Source organism: Nonomuraea sp. NPDC049158 (assembly GCF_040648335.1).
Lineage (GTDB): Bacteria > Actinomycetota > Actinomycetes > Streptosporangiales > Streptosporangiaceae > Nonomuraea.
Map to the genome: position 1 here is coordinate 227,398 of NZ_JBEZDM010000011.1, position 18,025 is coordinate 245,422.

Below are 18,025 nucleotides of genomic sequence, written 5' to 3' on the forward strand. Positions count from 1 at the left end.
CCCGCGGGGCGCTGTGAGGGAGGAACATGAGCCTGCTAGAGGTGACGGACCTGAAGGTGACCTTCCCCACCTCCGACGGCCTGGTCCAGGCGGTGCGGGGACTGTCGTTCACCGTCGACCGCGGCCGGACGCTGGCGATCGTCGGCGAATCCGGGAGCGGCAAGACCGTGAGCACCCAGGCCATCCTCGGCCTCTCCCCCGGAGCCGACATATCCGGCACCGCCCTGTTCGAGGGGGTGGACCTGCTCGAACTGGACCGCGAGCAGCTACGCCGCATCCGCGGAGCGGAGATCAGCGTCGTCTTCCAGGACCCGCTGACCAGCCTGCACCCGCTCTACAAGGTCGGCCGGCAGATCGAGGAGCTCTTCCACGTCCACCGGCCCGGCACCAGCCGCGCCGAGGCCCGCAAGCGCGCGATCGAACTGCTCGGCCTGGTCGGCATCCCCCGGCCGGACCGGCGGGTGGACGACTATCCGCACCAGTTCTCCGGCGGCATGCGGCAGCGGGCGATGATCGCCATGTCGCTGGCGCTGAACCCGAAGCTCATCGTCGCGGACGAGCCGACCACCGCGCTCGACGCGACCGTCCAGGCGCAGATCCTCGAGCTCATCGGCCGGGTCCAGGCCGAGTTCGACATCGCGCTCATCCTCATCACCCATGATCTCGGCGTCGTGGCGGGGATCGCCGACGAGGTGCTGGTCATGTACGCGGGCCTGGTGGCCGAGCGGGCCGACCGGCGTACCCTCTACTACCGCCCGCACCACCCCTACACCAAGGGGCTGCTGGAGTCGATCCCGGGCAGCACCGGGGCCCGGGGCGAACGGCTGCGGCCCATCCCCGGCTCCCCGCCGTCGCTGATCGACCTCCCCTCGGGCTGCGCCTTCCACCCGCGCTGCCCGTACGCCATGCCGGTCTGCGCGGCCGAACGGCCGCCGCCGGCCAGGGTCACGGGCGGCGGCGGGCACGCCTCGGCCTGCTGGCTGCCCCACGAGGCGGTCGGGCTCGGCCCGGAGGCCGACGCGCTGCGACTGCAGGCGAAGGAGGCCTGATGCTCCTCGAAGTCGAGAACGTCGTCAAGCACTTCCCCATCACCACCGGCCTGCTGGTCAAGCACACGATCGGGCAGGTGCGCGCGGTCGACGGGGTGAGCTTCGACCTGTCACCGGGCGAGACGCTCGGGCTGGTCGGCGAGACCGGCTGCGGCAAGTCGACGCTCGCCCGCTGCGTCGCGGGCCTGCATCCGATCACCTCGGGCCGGGTCCGCTTCGACGGCGACGACATCACGAACCTGCCCAGAGCCAGGATGCGGGCCTACCGGCGCGACATCCAGGTCATCTTCCAGGACCCCTACGGCTCACTGAACCCGCGCCGGCGCGTCGGCTCGATCATCGCCGACCCGCTCGTGGTCCACCGGGTGAGCCGCGGCGCCGAGCTGCGCCGTACCGTACAGGAGCTGATGGAACGGGTGGGGCTCAACCCCGAGCACTACAACCGCTTCCCCGCGGAGTTCTCCGGCGGGCAGCGGCAGCGGATCGGGGTGGCCAGGGCGCTCGCGCTGCGGCCCCGGCTGATCATCTGCGACGAGCCGGTGTCCGCGCTGGACGTGTCCATCCAGGCGCAGATCCTCAACCTGCTGAAGGACCTGCAGGATGAGTTCGGGCTGACGTACCTGTTCATCGCGCACGACCTGTCGGTGGTGCGGCACATCAGTGACCGGATCGCGGTCATGTACCTGGGCAAGATCGTCGAACTGGCGGGGGCCGACGAGCTGCACGAACATCCCCGGCATCCCTACACGAACGCCCTCCTTTCCGCCACGGCGGTGGCCGACCCGGACGAGGCCGAACGGCGACGGCGCATCATCCTGACGGGCGACGTCCCCTCGCCGATCGACCCGCCGTCGGGCTGCCGCTTCCATCCCCGGTGCCCGAAGGCGCGGGAGCGCTGCTCATCGGAGGAACCGCCGCTGGCGCTCCGGGACCACCTGGTGGCCTGCCACTTCCCCGTCGAGGCAGGCGAGGACCTGACCACTGCCAATTCCGGTTCGGGCTCCGGCTCCGGCTCCGGCTCCGGCTCCGGCTCCGGCTCCGGCTCCGGCTCCGGGAGGAGGCTCGCATGACGCTCACCGAGATCAGACCGGACGCCGTCAGCGACCGGACGATCGCCGGCCGCAGCCCGTGGCAGCTCGCCTGGGCCAGGATCAGGACCGACAAGGTCGCGCTGGTCTCCGGCCTGATCGTGGTCCTGCTCTGCCTGCTGGCGCTGGCGGCCCCGCTCATCGCCGCGTGGAACGGCCACGACCCGGACGAGCAGTTCCGCGACACCGGCATCACCGCGCAGGGGCTGCCGATCGCGCCGAACGGCACGTTCTGGTTCGGCACCGACCGGCTCGGCCGCGACCTGTTCATCAGGGTTCTGTACGGGGCGCGGGTATCGCTGCTGGTCGGTGTGGTCGCCACCGGGCTGGCCGCGCTGGTGGGCGTCGTCGTCGGCCTGCTGGCCGGCTACTACGGCGGCGTCATCGACACCGTGCTGTCCCGGCTCATGGACGTGGTGCTGTCGTTCCCGTACCTGATCTTCGCCATCGCGGTCGTCTCGATCGCCGGGCCGTCGCTGACCGCGACGATCGGGGTGATCGCCTTCTACTCGTGGGCGGCCATCGCGCGGGTCGTCCGTGGCCAGACGCTCTCACTGAAGGAGCGCGAGTACGTCGAGGCCGCCCGGTCCATCGGCTGCGGCGATCTCCGGATCATGTTCGTCGACATCCTGCCGAACCTGCTCGCCCCGGTCATCGTCCTGACCACGCTGCTCGTGCCGGCGGCCATCGTCTTCGAGTCGACGCTGTCGTTCCTCGGGCTCGGCATCGTGCCGCCCACCCCCTCCTGGGGCAACCTGCTCAGCGAGGCGCAGGGCTTCTACCGGGTCGCCTACTGGTACCTGGGCTTCCCCGCGGCCACCCTGCTGCTCACCACGCTCGCCTTCAACCTGGTCGGCGACGGCATCAGGGACGCCATCGACCCACGCATGGAACGCCTGTTCAGCCGCCGCGGCCGCCGTGACCGCCGCAACCGCCGTGACGGCCGTGACCGCCTTGACCGCCGCCGCCGTCGTAAGGGGGCCTGATGCTCCGCCGTTTCCTCCTCCGTCGGGCGCTGCTGGGCGTGCTCGTCCTATGGCTCGTCACGCTGGGCACGTTCCTGCTGTTCTTCGTCGCCCCCAGCGACCCTGCCAGGACGCTGGCCGGCCGCCAGGCCACCCCCGAACAAGTGGAGCTCATCCGCCACAACCTCGGCCTGGACCGCCCGATCCTCGTCCAGTACCTCGACTACCTGAACCGCCTCATCCACGGCGACCTCGGCCAGTCGTACTTCTCCGGAGAATCCATCGGCAAGCTCCTCTCCCAGGACTTCCCGCCCACGGCCTCGCTCGTGATCGGCGGCGCGATCCTCTGGGTCGTCATCGGCGTGGGCGCCGGGGTCATCAGCGCCACCCGGGCGCGCTCCCCGCTGGACCGCGTCGTGACGTTCCTGGCCCTGGCCGCCGTGTCCATGCCCACCTTCGTGGTCGGTCTGCTGCTGTTGTACTTCCTGTTCTTCCAGCTCTCCATGGCCGGGGCGCCGCTGCTGCCGCCGGACTCGTACGTGCCGCTCACCGACAGCCCCGGCGAATGGGCCCGCCACCTGATCCTGCCCTGGATCACGCTCGCCATGGTCCAGGCCGCCTCCTACGTACGCCTGACACGCGGGTCGATGCTGGACATCCTCGGCGAGGACTACATCCGCACGGCCCGCGCCAAGGGCGTCCCGGAAGGCCAGGTCATCTACCGGCACGGCTTACGCGCCGCCCTGACGCCGGTGGTGACGCAACTCGGCGTCGACGTGGGCACGCTGATCGGCGGGGTGGTGGTGACGGAGTCGGTCTTCGGGCTCGGCGGCATCGGGCAGGCGGTAGTGCAGGCATTCGTCAGCGGCGACCTCCCGGTCATCATGGGCGTCGTCGTCCTCGCCACCACCGCCGTCGTCGTGGCCAACCTCCTGGTGGACATCACCTACGGCCTCCTGGACCCCCGCATCCGCCTGACCTGAACCCATCGTGGGACCTGTGGCCGGGGAAGTGCGACGGGTGGGGGCGGCCGGGCGGAACGCAGCCGGAGCAGACCTTCTCCCATTCCGGCCACCCGTACCCGCCGGCCGCCGCCCTCCTACCAACCACTCCTCCGCCCGACCACACTTCCGCCCCGTCCTCCGACGGTTACGGCGAGCCGTCGTGCCTCCGCGTCGGCCGGGGCAGGCCTCTCCCTCCCGCCCGCTCCCCACCTCACCCTCCGACCGACCACGCCCCGCCTCACCCTCCGACCACCCGCTCCCCCCGGCAGCCGACCACTCCCCCGCCTCGCCCTTCGAGCGCCGCGTCGGCGGGCCGTGGCACGGCGGAGTCCGGCGCCTGTCATCGGAGCCCAACCCACGGCCCACGGACCGGGCCAAGAAGGCGCACGTCACGGCCCCCAGCCACCTCCGCCGGAGGAGCGTGCCCCTGGACAGGGCCCGGCCCCGTGCGGCGGGTGGGGTCCACCAGGCCTGCCGTACAGAAAAGTGATCTCGACTTTCAGCACAGAGAACTGTTCAGCGCGCGAACTCGGTCGCTCGCGACTCTCGGACGACGGTGATGCGGATCTGCCCCGGATAGGTCAGCTCCTCCTCGACCTGCTTGGCCACATCCCGCGCGATCACCTGCGCCTGGATGTCGTCGATCGCGTCCGGCTTCACCATCACCCGGATCTCCCGGCCTGCCTGCATGGCGAACACCTTCTCCACCCCGTCATACGACTGCGCGATCTCCTCCAGCCGCTCCAGCCGCTTGACGTACGCCTCCAGCGACTCCCGTCGCGCACCCGGACGGCTGCCGCTGATCGCGTCGGCCGCCTGCGTGAGCACGGCCTCGACCGTGCGGACCTCGACCTCGTTGTGGTGCGCCTCGATGGCGTGCACCACGTCCTCCTGCTCGCCGTATCTGCGGGCGATCTCCGCCCCGATCAGCGCGTGGCTGCCCTCGACCTCGTGTGTCAGAGCCTTGCCGATGTCGTGCAGCAGGGCGCAGCGCTTCATCAGCGACTGGTCCATCTTGAGCTCGGCGGCCATGATTCCGGCGATGTGCGCGGACTCGATGAGGTGTTTGAGGACATTCTGTCCGTAGGAGGTGCGGTATCGGAGCTGGCCGAGGAGCAGCGTCAGTTCGGGGTGCATGTCGGTGATGCCCAGCTCGACCAGCGCGTCATCACCCGCCCGCGCGCACAGCTCCTGCACCTCCGCACGACTGCGCTCGTGCGCCTCCTCGATGCGCTGGGGGTGAATGCGGCCGTCGAGTACCAGTTTCTCCAGCGTGAGCCGGGCAGTTTCCCGGCGTACCGGGTCAAAACACGACAGCAACACCGCTTCCGGGGTGTCGTCGATGATCAGGTTCACGCCGGTCGTCGACTCGAACGCCCGGATGTTGCGCCCCTCACGGCCGATGATCCGGCCCTTCATCTCATCGCCGGGCAGGTGCAGCACGCTCACCACGGACTCGGCCGTCTGCTCGGCCGCCATCCGCTGCACGGCCAGCGTCACGATCTTGGTAGCGCGCTTCTCGCCCTCCTTGCGCGCATCGCCCTCGATCTCCCTGACGATCAGCGCGGCCTCGCGCTTGGCCTGGTTCTCGATCTCGCGCACCAGCTCGCCCTTGGCCTGCTCACCGGTGAGCCCGGCGACGCGCTCGAGGATCACCCGCCGCTCGTTCTCCACCTGCAGCAGCTCCGCGCGCCTGTCTGCCAGCTCGACCTCGGTCTCGCCCAGCTTGCGATCGCGTTCGGCCTGCCGCCTGGCCTCCTCATCGAGCCGCTGCTCGCGCTCGGCCAGCCGCCCTTCCCTGCGTTCGAGGTCGGCCCGGAGCTCCTTGAGCTCGGCCTTGAGTATCCGCCCCTCCTCCTCGACCTCGCTCCGCAGCCGCGCCGCGCTCTCGGCGGCGGCCGCCGACCTGCGCAGGATCTCCTCGGCATCGGACTCGGCCTTGCCCCGGATCTCCCCGGCCTCTTCACGAGCCAGCTCAAGCTCCTCGTGTACGGCCTGCAACTGCTCGGGGCTCGGCTTGAGCACTCGCGAACCGCTGCCCGACGTGCGGCGGACGACGATGAGCAACGCGGCGATCATCCCGAACGCCAGCAGGAGCACCGCCACCGACAGCACCACGACAAGCGGCCCCATGTGCTCCCCGCCCTCCTCGCGTCGTCAAGACTCGTAACGCGCCCTCAAAACGGGAGGGGTCACATGCGCGGCGCTGATCGCCCAAACGGCATCTTCACCACGACCGATATCCAACCAAGACTGACCGGGCGTCGACTGGGGTAGCCGACACCTCGCCTGCCTCGATCCACCGAGCTCGTTCGTCCGTCAATCACCGGTATGGCAATCCGCACTGCGCGGAGTAACTCCTCACTGCCGTCGAGGTTATGCGTCGAACAAGTCACGAGCAAGCAAACGAGTCATCAAGCGTGTCTTACGGGCTTGCATCTCTTCATTGAGACAGATTTCCCGCTTCTGCCCCGAAATGCCGTCCCACACGCAACTACGCACGCCCTCCCGCCAAACCCGGAGCCCCGGCCCAGAAAGAGGACCACCCCGCTACCGGCAGGACCCAAAACCCCGCCCCGAAAGACCGGGCACCCCCTCGGACGACCCGCACGCCGATGCCGCCAGGAACCAAACAACCCGCCCCAGAGCCTGAGTGCCCACCCGACGAACCGCACCCCTGCGCCAAACCGAGGCTCGATATCCCGATCGAAGCTCGATACCCCGTGCCAAAGAGAACGTGCGCCGTACCGGAACAGGCCAGCGCCCGTACCGAAACGGGCCCGAGCATCCCCGCCCGACGGGACGGAACAACCTGCCAGCGGCCGGAACGTCATGCGGGTGTGGGCCACTCGTCTACGGACGCTCAGCCCCCCGCAACAGGACCACGCGCTCCTTACCGAAAGAAAGCGGCCCCGCCGAGCTCAGCCTGGCGGGGCGGAGCGGCCTGGCAGTAAACGGAACTTGGGGGAACGATCGGGAGTGATCCAGTGCGGGCGGGGGCCATGTGGGGGTCAGGAGAAGTCGTCCTCAATTTCGACGCCCTCCGTCTCCAGCGCCTCGCGGATGACGCGGAAGGCCAGTCCCGGGGCGTACCCCTTTCTGGCCAGCATTCCGGCGAGGCGGCGAGTGCGGACCTGGGGGTCGAGGCCGCGGGTGGAGGACAGCTTGCGTTCGACGAGGCGGCGCGCCGTTTCGAGCTCCTGGTCGGGCTCGAGGCGGTCCACGGCCTCGTTGACGGTCTCGGAGTCGACGCCGCGGTGGCGAAGCTCCGCGGCCAGGGCGCGTTTGGCGAGCCCACGACCGTGGTGGCGGGAGTCGACCCAGGCTTCGGCGAATGCCTCGTCGTTGATCAGGCCCAGCTCGGAGAAGCGGTCGAGGACCGTCTCCGCGGCCTCATCCGGCACGTCACGCTTACGGAGCGCCTCGGCCAGTTGGGCTCGCGTCTTGGGAGCCATCGTGAGCAGACGGAGACAGATGGCCCGAGCCACCGACTCAGGGTCGGCGTGGGGCGCTGCACCGGCGGCCGACCCCTCGTCGGGCCCGTCGGGAAGCCACCCACCACGCCCCCGAGAGCCCGCCGAACGCGCCCCCTTCCCACCCCGCCCACCTGACCGCCGTCCTCTACCGGAGCGCCTCTCCCCACGTCGGCCACCCTGGTACGGATCATCCTCGGCCTGGCCACCGGTATAGGAACCGCCCTCGAACTGACCGCTGTCGGTGCCCGCACCGGACGACAGCCCGTCCTGGGAGAACGGCACGTCGCCTCGGGGAGAGGGGTTGTCCGCGGTGGACGATGAAGTGCCTTGGGCTGGCGGAGGCACGTCCTGGCCCCCGGGAGACGCATTGCCCGCGGTGGACAGTGAGTTGCCTTGAGCAGGCGGAGACACGTCGTCGCCCCGGGGAGACGCCCTGCCTGTGGTGGACAGTGAGTTGCCTTGGGCAGGCGGAGGCACGTCCTGGCCTCGGGGAGACGCATTGCCTGCGGCGGGCGGTGAGTTGTCCTGGGCAGGCCGCCAGACGGTTTCTTGGGGCGCGGTTGAGAGCCGCTCGGTGTTCTGTCCGCTGCCCGAATCACCGGACGACTCAGCGATCGATGCTGCGCCCAGCCCGGAGCTCGGCTCGGCAGGTGCGTGAGCGGGCTGGGCCGGGGATGAGTCAGCCGAGGGTGGCTCGGCCGAGGGGCGGGACCGTTGGCGCCATTCGCTGAGCGACGGCCACCCTGCCGACGGCTCCCCGCCGGACGGCTTTCCACTGGATAGTGCAGCGCCAGGCATCTTCCCACCGGACAGTTCGCTACCGGTCAGCTTTCCACCTGGCGGTCCGCTACCGGGTAGCCCACCCGATGGCTCACCCCCAGACAGCCTCTCACCGGACGGCCTCCTACCGGCCGGTTCGGTGCCGGGCAGCTTCCCGCTAGACGGTTCGCCGCCAAGCGGCCTCCCATCAGACGGATCGCCACCGGGCAGCCTCCCGCTGGACCGTTTCCTCCGGGAGGGTTTCCGGCCTCGGGGTGAGTCGTCCGATGAGGGTCCGGAGGGCCAGGTGTCCTCCGGGGTTGATGACCGTGGGGAGAGGTTGGCGCTGGAGCTGCGGCGGCGGCCCGGAGGTGGGGTGGGGAGGTCGGGCCAGGCGCCCCAGTCGTGGGAGTGGGGCGCCTGCGACGGGTCCGTGTCACTCATGCGAGGACCGATCAGAGACACTCATGTGGCGACCGATCAGACGTCACCGGGCTTCGGCGTGGCGGCGGCCTTGGCGCCGCGGCCCGAGGGAGCGGCGGCTGGGGCGGCCGGGGCCGCGGGGGCCTCGGCGGGGGCGTCCAAGCGGGGGCCGACGCCGAGCTTGTCCTTGATCTTCTTCTCGATCTCGTTGGACATGTCGGGGTGGTTCTTCAGGAAGTTGCGGGCATTCTCCTTGCCCTGGCCGAGCTGGTCGCCCTCGTAGGTGTACCAGGCGCCGGACTTGCGGACGAAGCCGTGCTCGACGCCCATGTCGATGAGGCCGCCCTCGCGGGAGACGCCCACGCCGTAGAGGATGTCGAAGTCGGCGACCCGGAAGGGCGGGGCCATCTTGTTCTTGACGACCTTGACCCGCGTACGGTTGCCGACCGCCTCCGTGCCGTCCTTGAGCGTCTCGATGCGGCGGATGTCGAGGCGGACCGAGGCGTAGAACTTGAGCGCCTTACCACCGGTCGTGGTCTCGGGCGAGCCGAACATGACGCCGATCTTCTCGCGGAGCTGGTTGATGAAGATGGCGGTGGTGCCGGTGTTGCTGAGCGCGCCGGCGACCTTGCGCAGGGCCTGGGACATCAGACGGGCCTGGAGGCCGACGTGGCTGTCGCCCATCTCGCCCTCGATTTCGGCCTTGGGGACCAGGGCGGCCACCGAGTCGATGACGATGATGTCGACGGCGCCCGACCTGATCAGCATGTCGGCGATCTCGAGCGCCTGCTCGCCCGTGTCGGGCTGGGAGACGAGCAGGGCGTCGGTGTCGACGCCGAGCTTCTTGGCGTATTCGGGGTCGAGGGCGTGCTCGGCGTCGATGAACGCCGCGATGCCGCCCGCGCGCTGGGCATTGGCCACCGCGTGCAGAGCGACCGTGGTCTTACCCGAGGACTCCGGACCGTAGATCTCGACGATCCTGCCACGCGGCAACCCGCCGATGCCCAGCGCGACGTCCAGGGAGATCGAACCCGTGGGGATCACCTCGATGGGGGCTCGGACGTCGTCGCCGAGGCGCATGACGGAGCCCTTGCCGAACTGCCTCTCGATCTGAGCGAGGGCGGTCTCGAGGGCCTTCTCGCGGTCGTTGATAGCCATGGGAACTCCCCCTGGAGGGTTGTGGTCCGATCAGTCGAGTGAAAGCTACGGCCTGCCACCGACAGTTTTGGGAATCGTCGGGGGGAGGGCGTTGGCCTGGCAGGTTCCATGGTAGCCGAACGGCTGTTCGATCACATCCGGAACACGCGGAACTCCACTAAGTACACGCGGTTGTCCTATGACATCGAGGCTTGAGCGGACTCAGGGCGTTGAGATCGTGGACGTGGGCCTGGGTACGCCGGCTGCGAACCCGGTCCAGAAGCTCCGACTCGGCTCATACGATCTGGGGCGTGATGTTGATCGATGGTCTGGCCTATGACGATATGGGGGAGGGTCTTGCGGTGGTGCTCATCCACGCGGGCATCGCCGATCGGCGTATGTGGCGACACCAGCGCGACTCGCTGTCCGATCGTTACCGGGTGATCAGTTACGACTGGCGCGGGTACGGTGAGTCGGCCGATCCGGCCGGCGAACTCGTTCACCACGAAGACCTGCTGCGTGTGATGGACGGACTCGGCGTGGAACGGGCGGCGCTGGTGGGCGATTCGATGGGGGGCTCCTACGCGGTGGAGGCGGCGTTGGTGGCTGCGCACCGAGTGGCGGGGCTCGTGCTGATCTCCTCTGGGCTGTCGGGTCACTCATGGCCCGAGGAGATGATCGCGCAGGCGCGAGAGCGGGTGCACAGCACCATCGACGCGCGCGCTGATCGTCGAGACGTCGCCGATGAGCTCGTTCGCGTCTTCGGCGAGTCAGCACCTTAGAGGGCCGGTTGATAAGTGCCCAACCCGGCCATCGAGATGACGAAGGTCACCCCGCCGAACGCCCGGATCAGCCGCCGCCGCATGCCGACCATCATCAGCGTCAGGGCAGCCGGACACCAGCCGTCACAACTGCGACCGACCTACGACTGGGCGGCCGAAGCGGCGCGTTCTAACCGCTTCGCCTCGGCACCCGACTGCCGGGCCTAACGCCGCACAGCACCCCGCCCTGGTTCCACAGCGTTTCCACACACCCGACATTGATAGGCAATACGCCTTACGTGTTGTCACGCACCGTGAGCTGGGGAGACTCTGAAGCAGAGGCTTGGAGGCGGCGACGTGACGAGCAGCACGTACACCGGGGAACGGCGCACCCATCTGGAAGCACTCGCCAAGTTGTTGCCCGGTCACGGGCTGGCGAGCCGCATGATCGGCGGGGAGGAGCCGGTGCTGTGGGCGTGGCATCTCCGCACCGGTAGACAGACGCTCGTTTTCGCCACCCCCGCCGGTCGTGGGTGGCAGTTCCTGTGGTCACCCGGCGGTCAGGGCACCGCCGACGACCTGCATCTGACGGCCCGCTCGCTGAAAGAGAGCATGGAGGATTACGAGCAGGGAGGTTAGCGGGGCAGCGAGATCAGCGGGGCCGTGAGGTCAGCCGGAGCCGGGAGGTCAGCGGAGCCGAGAGGTCAGCGGAGCCGGGAGGAGACGTTCTCCACCTGGCAGACCGCGCGCCAGACGGTCTTGGCGCTCTCGCCGTCCGCCAGCGCCTGGTCGACCGTCCGCCCCTCGAGCGGGGCGAGCACGTAGTCGCGGGCCCACGAGTCGGCGTACGACTCCCCGAAGTGGGCGCGCATCCGTCTCCAGAACTCGGTCAGCCGCATCACACAAGTATGGAACCGCCGGAAGGGTGGGTAGGACACCCCCATGGCAAAGACCCCCAAGCACTCCCCGCCCAAGTCCGCCGCGTGCAAAGCCAACCGAAAGAAGCGCCGCCAGCTCCGGTTAACCCAGCGCTTAGCCGTACAGCAGGAGAAATCGGAAAGAGCCGAAAGGCACGCGGGCATCAGTAAGGACCCTCGGGCGGGCACACCGCGCACGCGTAGAGCGTCGCGACGGTAGATCACATCACGCGCGAGCCGTACATCTCACCCAGATGGTCGGCGAGCAGCTCCAGCCGGGCGCCGTCGGGGTCCTTGAAGTAGATGGAGGCGCCGCTCTCGATCTGGTGCGGCACGCCGGCCACCTCGAGCTTGCCGCGCAGCCGCTCCCAGGTCGCCGGGTCGACGGAGATCGCGATGTGGTGCAGCCCGCCGAGCACCTCCTGGTAGGGGCCGAGGTCGAGCCCCGGGAAGTCGAAGAAGGCGAGGAGGTTGCCGTTGCCGATGTCGAAGAAGAAGTGGTTGGAGCCCTTGAAGTCACGGTTCTCAAAAATCTCCGTCAAGGGGAACTCAAGAAGCTCCTGGTAGAACTTGACCGTCCGCTCCACGTCCGACGACAGCAGGGCGAAATGGTGCAGGCCGCGCGCGCTACTGGATGGCCGGTGCGCTAAGAGGTAGCGCTCCCTGATGTCCTCGCGGCGGTTCTCAATGGCTGCGTAGTCGATGCCCACGCTCGCTCTATGTCCGCAGCGCCCCCGCCTCAATCTCGCACCGCCGCCACAATGAGTTTTCTGTCGGTGCGACGAGGCAGTATGTGCTGGTGAGCTCGCTAGAACATTTCTCCCACACCACCAGGCAGTGGTTCGCCGGAGCGTTCGAGGCGCCCACGAGCGCGCAGGAAGGCGCGTGGGAGTCCATCGCGCGCGGCGACAACACCCTCGTGGTGGCGCCCACCGGGTCGGGCAAGACGCTGGCGGCCTTCCTGTGGTCCCTCGACCGCCTGGCCGCCGCCGACCACCCCACCACTCCGGCGGATCCGACACAGGCCGAGGCAGGTTCCAAGCAGGTCAACGCGGGGCCGAAGCAAGGCGACGCGGGTCCGAAGCCGGGGACGAAGCAGAGCGACGCCAGTTCCAAGAAGGTCAAGAAGCAGACCAAGGTCCTGTACGTGTCGCCGCTCAAGGCGCTGGCCGTCGACGTGGAGCGCAACCTGCGTGCCCCGCTGGCCGGGCTCAAGCAGACCGCGCGCCGGCTCGGCCTGCCGGTGCCGGAGATCTCGGTGGCGATCCGCTCCGGCGACACCCCGGCCGAGGACCGCAGGCGGTTCGCCGCCCACCCGTCCGACATTCTCATCACCACGCCGGAGTCGCTGTTCCTGCTGCTCACCAGCCAGGCGCGCGAGGCGTTGCGGGGCGTCGAGACGGTGATCGTCGACGAGGTGCACGCGGTGGCCGCCACCAAGCGCGGTGCCCATCTGGCGCTCAGCCTCGAGCGGCTCGACGCCCTGCTCCAACGGCCCGCGCAGCGGATCGGGCTGTCGGCGACCGTACGACCGGTGAGCGAGGTCGCGGCGTTCCTCGGCGGGTCCCGCCCCGCGACGGTCGTGCAGCCGCCCTCCGACAAGGTCATCGAGGTCGAGGTGGTCGTCCCGGTCGAGGACATGACGGAGATGGAGGGCCGGCCGGGGTCCACTAACGGCAGGCCGGGGTCCACTAACGGCAGGCCGGGGTCCGCCGACGGCGGGTCCGGGTTCGGCGACAACGGACCGGGGTTCGGCGACAGCGGGTTCACCGACGGCGGAGAGCCCGAGCCGTCCAGCCGGTCGATCTGGCCGCATGTGGAAAACCACCTGTTCGAGCTGATCGAGGCGCATTCGTCGACGATCGTGTTCGCCAATTCCCGACGGCTGGCCGAACGCCTCTGCACCAGACTCAACGAGCTTGCCTACGAGCGCGTACAGGGGCCCGAGGCCATCGACCTGTCGATCTGGGAGACGCCCCTGCCGGGAGATCCGCCCCGGCGGACGCCGCCACCGGCAGATCCGTCCGGGCGGACGCCACAGCCGGGAGATTCGCCCCAGCGGGCGCCCGCCGAGATGATGGCGCAGGCCGGGGCGAGCAAGGGCGTGGTCACCGAGATCGTTCGCGCGCACCACGGCTCGGTGTCCAAGGAGGAGCGGGCGCAGATCGAGGAGGCGCTCAAGTCGGGCCGGCTGCCCGCCGTGGTCGCGACGTCCAGCCTGGAGCTGGGCATCGACATGGGCGCCGTCGACCTGGTCGCGTGTGTGGAGGCGCCGCCGAGCGTGGCGAGCGGGCTCCAGCGCATCGGCCGGGCGGGGCACCAGGTGGGCGCGGTGTCCAAGGGAGTGATCTTCCCGAAATACCGCGGCGACCTGATCCAGACCGCCGTCGTGGCCGAACGCATGATGAGCGGCCAGATCGAGGAGCTGCGTTACCCGCGCAATCCGCTCGACGTGCTGGCCCAGCAGATCGTGGCGATGACCGCGCTGGAGGAGTGGACGGTCGACGAGCTGGAGGCCGTGGTCAAGCGGGCCGCTCCCTACGCGACGCTGCCGCGTACCGCGCTGGAGGCCACGCTCGACATGCTGGCCGGCCGCTACCCGAGCGAGGAGTTCGCCGAGCTGCGGCCGCGGGTGGTCTGGGACCGGGTGACGGGTACGTTGCAGGGCCGTCCGGGCGCGCAGCGGCTGGCGGTGACCAACGGCGGCACGATCCCCGACCGCGGGCTGTTCGGCGTCTTCCTGGTGGGCGAGAAGGCGTCCCGGGTGGGCGAACTCGACGAGGAGATGGTCTACGAGTCACGGGTCGGCGACGTGTTCGTCCTGGGCGCGACGTCGTGGCGGATCGAGGACATCACGGCCGACCGGGTGCTCGTCTCCCCCGCGCCCGGCCAGCCGGGCAAGTTGCCGTTCTGGCACGGCGACACGCCGGGCAGGCCGGCCGAGCTGGGCAAGGCGATCGGCGCGTTCCTCCGCGAACACGCGGCAAACACCTCCAACGACCGCATGCGAGCGGCCGGCCTCGACGAATACGCCGCCCGCAACCTGCGCGCCTACCTCGACGAGCAGCGTGAGGCCACCGGCTACGTCCCCGACGACCGCACCCTCCTGGTCGAACGCTTCCACGACGAGCTCGGCGACTGGCGCGTCGTCATCCACTCCCCCTACGGCGCGCGGATCCACGCTCCGTGGGCTCTGGCGATCAACCGGCGGCTGCGTGAGCGCTACGGCCTCGACGTGCAGGCCGTGCACTCCGACGACGGCATCGTGCTGCGGATCCCCGACACGCTGGTCGAGCCGCCCACCGACGTGGCGGCGTTCGACGCCGAGGAGATCGAGCGGATCGTCACCGAGGAGCTGGGCGGCTCGGCGATGTTCGCCTCCCGGTTCAGGGAGTGCGCGGGCCGGGCCCTGCTGCTGCCGCGCCGCACGCCCGGCCGGCGCAGCCCGCTCTGGCAGCAGCGGCAGCGGGCCGCCCACCTGCTGGGGGTGGCTTCCCAGTACGCGTCGTTCCCGATCGTGCTGGAGACGATGCGTGAGTGCCTCCAGGACGTGTTCGACGTGCCCGGGCTGGTGGCGCTGATGCGCGACATCGCCGCGCGCCGAGTGCGGGTGGTGGAGGTGGAGACGTCGCAGGCGTCGCCGTTCGCCGCGTCGCTGCTGTTCCACTACATAGGCGCGTTCATGTACGAGGGCGACGCGCCGCTGGCCGAGCGCCGGGCCCAGGCACTGGCGCTGGACATGACCCTGCTGGCCGAGCTGCTCGGCGAGGCCGACCTGCGGGAGCTGCTCGACCCCGACGTCATCTCCGACACCGAACGCGAGCTGGCCAGGCTCGACCGGCCGTTGCGCGACGCCGAGGACCTGGCCGACCTGCTGCGCACGCACGGGCCGCTGCTCGTGCCCGACGTGAGCCTGCGCGGCGGCGATCCCGCCTGGCTGGCGGAGCTCGAACGCGCCCGCCGGGCGATCAAGGTGCGGATCGCGGGCGAGGAGCAGTGGGCGGCGATCGAGGACGCGGCCCGGCTGCGTGACGCGCTGGGCGCGCCGCTGCCGGTCGGGATCCCGCACGCGTTCCTGGAGCCGGTCGCCGACCCGCTGGCCGACCTCGTGGCCCGCCATGCCCGTACGCGCGGGCCCTTCCATGCCGGTACGGCCGCCGCCAGGTTCGGCCTCGGCGTGGCCGTGGTGACCGACGCCCTGCGCCGGCTGGCGGCGGCCGGGCGGGTGGTCAACGGCGAGTTCCGGCCGGGCGGCCGGGGCGAGGAGTGGTGCGACGCCGGTGTGCTGCGGATGCTGCGGCGCAGGTCTCTGGCCCGGCTCCGCAAAGAGGTCGAACCGGTCTCGCCCGAGACGCTCGCGCTGTTCATGCCCGCCTGGCACGGCATCACCGGCTCGACGCCCCGCGGCACCGACGGCGCGGCCGGCTTGACGCCACGCGGCAGCGGCGCGGCCGGCGCGGCGCGGGCGATGGACGCGCTGATCCACAGCGTCGAGCAGCTACAGGGAGCCGCCGTGCCCGCGTCGGCGCTGGAGACGCTGATCCTGCCGTCGCGCGTGCCCGGCTACCACCCGGCGCTGCTCGACGAGCTGACCTCGTCGGGCGAGGTGATGTGGGTGGGCCAGGGATCGCTGCCCGGCGGCGACGGCTGGGTGTCGCTCTACTTCGCCGACACCGCTCCCCTGCTGCTGCCCGAGCCCGGCCAGATCACGATGACCCCGGTGCACGAGCAGGTGCTCGACGTGCTGGGCGGCGGCGGGGCGCTGTTCTTCCGGGGGATCTCCGACCAGCTCGGCTCGCTCGACGACGCGACACTGGTGTCGGCGCTGTGGGATCTGGTGTGGTCGGGACGCGTGTCCGGCGACACGCTGGCGCCGCTGCGGGCCACGCTCGGATCGGGCCGGCCCGCGCACCGGCCGGCCACCACGCGCCGGCGGCGGGCCGTGCTGCCGAGCAGGAGCGGGCCGCCCACGGTGGGCGGGCGCTGGTGGCTGCTTCCCGCGCCCGCCGAGGACGCCACCCAGCGGGCGCAGGCCCAGGCCGAGGTGCTGCTCGAACGGCATGGCGTGGTGACCCGCGGGGCGGTGACGTCGGAGCGGCTGCCGGGCGGGTTCACGCCGGTCTACCAGGTGCTACGGGCCTACGAGGAGAGTGGGCGGTGCCGCCGGGGCTACTTCGTCGAAGGGCTCGGGGGCGCGCAGTTCGCGCTGCCGGGGGCGGTGGACCGGATGCGCGCCATGGCCCCGAGCCTCGCGCCGACCGGCCCGGCATCCGGCGACCACCACTTGAGCCCATCCGGGCGGGCCACCGATCGGCGGGCGGTCGTCCTGGCCGCGGCTGATCCGGCCAACCCCTACGGGGCGGCGCTGTCGTGGCCGGCGCATCCCGGCGAGGTGGGGCACAAGCCTGGCAGGAAGGCGGGCGCGCTGGTGGTGCTGGTGGACGGGTTCCTGGTGCTGTACGTGGAGCGGGGCGGCAAGACGCTGCTGTCGTTCGCCGATGACGAGCGGCTGCGGCCGGCCGTGGACGCGCTGGCGCTGGCCGTACGAGATGGGGCGCTCGGGAAGCTGACCGTCGAGCGGGCCGACGGCGCCTCGATCGGCGAGTCACCACTGGCGGCGGCGCTGGAGGAGGCCGGGTTCCACCCGACACCCCGAGGCCTGCGCCTGCGCGCCTGACCAACCGGTCACCCGCTGGATTCCGCGACGACACCGGAAACGCCCGCAACTTTGTATACGATTCCCTCAAATGACTGAGCTGACATTGGGCGGCGCCCATCTCCCGCTTCGCGACCAGGTGACCGCGGAGATCCGCCGACTCATCATCTCCGGCGAGCTCCCCCAGGGTGAGCGCCTGGTCGAGGACCGGCTGGCCGCCCGGCTGGGCGTGTCGCGCAACCCGGTGCGCGAGTCGATCCGGGTGCTCGCCGCCGAGGGATTCGTGCAGGTCGTCCCCAGGATCGGCGCCACCGTGGCGCGGCTGTCGCCGGCGGAGGCCGAGGAGCTCTTCGACGTGCGGATGGCGATCGAGGGGCTGGCGGCCCGGCTGGCGGCGCGCAAGCGAACCCCGGAGACGGCCGCGCGGCTGCGGCTGGTGCTCGACTCGGCCAAGGAGGCGGTCGAGGAGGGCAGGCTCGAACGGGTGGCCGACCTCAACACCGCCTTCCACCTGGCCGTGGGCGAGGTGGCGGGCAACTCCTACCTCAATCTGATGATGGCGCCGATGCTGCTGCGGGCTCAGTGGGTCTTCCGGCAGACCGCGGCCGCACGTGGACCGCACTCCTGGTCGGAGCACCTGAGCCTGTGCGAGGCCATCGCGGCGGGCGACGAGGACGAGGCCCAGGCCAGGGCGGTCGCGCACGTCGCCGCTGCCAGGCGGTCGTTCCTGGCCGCAGTAGGCCCGGCGAAGACCCAACACGATGAGAAAACGGTCGGATAACAACATGCG

At 70.4% G+C, this 18,025-nt stretch carries 13 protein-coding genes; 8 read left to right on the top strand and 5 right to left on the bottom strand.

Annotated features, from left to right (window positions below; genetic code table 11):
- The first annotated feature begins 26 nt into the window (after nt 1-26).
- Genes AB0B61_RS25045 through AB0B61_RS25060 form a run of 4 tightly spaced genes read left to right on the top strand, consistent with a single transcriptional unit; the run spans nt 27 to nt 4,085 of the window.
- Nucleotides 27-1,049, top strand: coding sequence for an ABC transporter ATP-binding protein (locus AB0B61_RS25045; protein WP_358436142.1), 1,023 nt, complete (start codon nt 27-29; stop codon nt 1,047-1,049).
- A complete protein-coding gene (locus AB0B61_RS25050; RefSeq protein WP_358436145.1) occupies nt 1,049-2,119 on the top strand; it encodes a dipeptide ABC transporter ATP-binding protein in 1,071 nt (356 codons plus the stop codon). Before AB0B61_RS25045 ends, AB0B61_RS25050 begins: the two co-directional genes overlap by 1 nt.
- Nucleotides 2,116-3,123 carry an ABC transporter permease gene (locus AB0B61_RS25055; protein WP_358436148.1) on the top strand — a complete coding sequence of 336 codons (1,008 nt, stop codon included), beginning with the start codon at nt 2,116-2,118 and terminating at the stop codon, nt 3,121-3,123. Before AB0B61_RS25050 ends, AB0B61_RS25055 begins: the two co-directional genes overlap by 4 nt.
- Nucleotides 3,123-4,085, top strand: coding sequence for an ABC transporter permease (locus tag AB0B61_RS25060; protein ID WP_358436151.1), 963 nt, complete (start codon nt 3,123-3,125; stop codon nt 4,083-4,085). The genes AB0B61_RS25055 and AB0B61_RS25060 overlap by 1 nt, the downstream gene beginning before the upstream one ends.
- A gap of 537 nt (nt 4,086-4,622) precedes the next feature.
- On the opposite strand, the gene rny is transcribed toward AB0B61_RS25060, so the two are convergent.
- From rny to recA, 3 genes are all read right to left on the bottom strand, one after another.
- On the bottom strand, nt 4,623-6,239 hold the full coding sequence (rny, locus tag AB0B61_RS25065; RefSeq protein ID WP_358436153.1) for a ribonuclease Y: 1,617 nt from the start codon (nt 6,237-6,239) through the stop codon (nt 4,623-4,625).
- An 878-nt stretch (nt 6,240-7,117) separates the two neighbouring features.
- Nucleotides 7,118-8,785 (bottom strand): recombination regulator RecX, encoded by a 1,668-nt coding sequence (gene recX / locus AB0B61_RS25070; protein WP_358436156.1) that lies wholly within the window; start codon nt 8,783-8,785, stop codon nt 7,118-7,120.
- 36 nt (nt 8,786-8,821) lie between these two features.
- On the bottom strand, nt 8,822-9,922 hold the full coding sequence (gene recA, locus AB0B61_RS25075; RefSeq protein WP_225290663.1) for a recombinase RecA: 1,101 nt from the start codon (nt 9,920-9,922) through the stop codon (nt 8,822-8,824).
- Nucleotides 9,923-10,215: 293 nt separating this feature from the next.
- On the opposite strand from recA, the gene AB0B61_RS25080 reads away from it, so the two are divergent.
- Together AB0B61_RS25080 and AB0B61_RS25085 are read left to right on the top strand one after the other, a co-directional pair.
- Nucleotides 10,216-10,683, top strand: a complete 468-nt coding sequence (locus AB0B61_RS25080) for an alpha/beta fold hydrolase (RefSeq protein ID WP_358436368.1) — start codon at nt 10,216-10,218, stop codon at nt 10,681-10,683.
- A 336-nt stretch (nt 10,684-11,019) separates the two neighbouring features.
- Nucleotides 11,020-11,301 carry a hypothetical protein gene (locus AB0B61_RS25085; protein ID WP_358436158.1) on the top strand — a complete coding sequence of 94 codons (282 nt, stop codon included), beginning with the start codon at nt 11,020-11,022 and terminating at the stop codon, nt 11,299-11,301.
- Between the two features lie 65 nt (nt 11,302-11,366).
- Here the strand turns inward: AB0B61_RS25085 and AB0B61_RS25090 are convergent, their stop codons facing one another.
- Both AB0B61_RS25090 and AB0B61_RS25095 read right to left on the bottom strand, forming a co-directional pair.
- A complete protein-coding gene (locus tag AB0B61_RS25090; protein ID WP_225290661.1) occupies nt 11,367-11,561 on the bottom strand; it encodes a DUF3046 domain-containing protein in 195 nt (64 codons plus the stop codon).
- Nucleotides 11,562-11,800: 239 nt separating this feature from the next.
- Entirely contained in the window at nt 11,801-12,289 is a 489-nt protein-coding gene (locus AB0B61_RS25095; RefSeq protein WP_358436160.1) for a VOC family protein, read from the bottom strand.
- 89 nt (nt 12,290-12,378) lie between these two features.
- On the opposite strand from AB0B61_RS25095, the gene AB0B61_RS25100 reads away from it, so the two are divergent.
- The gene (locus AB0B61_RS25100; RefSeq protein WP_358436163.1) at nt 12,379-17,256 is read left to right on the top strand and encodes a DEAD/DEAH box helicase; all 4,878 of its coding nucleotides are present in this window, start codon (nt 12,379-12,381) and stop codon (nt 17,254-17,256) included.
- A gap of 70 nt (nt 17,257-17,326) precedes the next feature.
- Entirely contained in the window at nt 17,327-18,016 is a 690-nt protein-coding gene (locus tag AB0B61_RS25105; protein ID WP_358436166.1) for a GntR family transcriptional regulator, read from the top strand.
- The last annotated feature ends 9 nt before the right edge of the window (nt 18,017-18,025 follow it).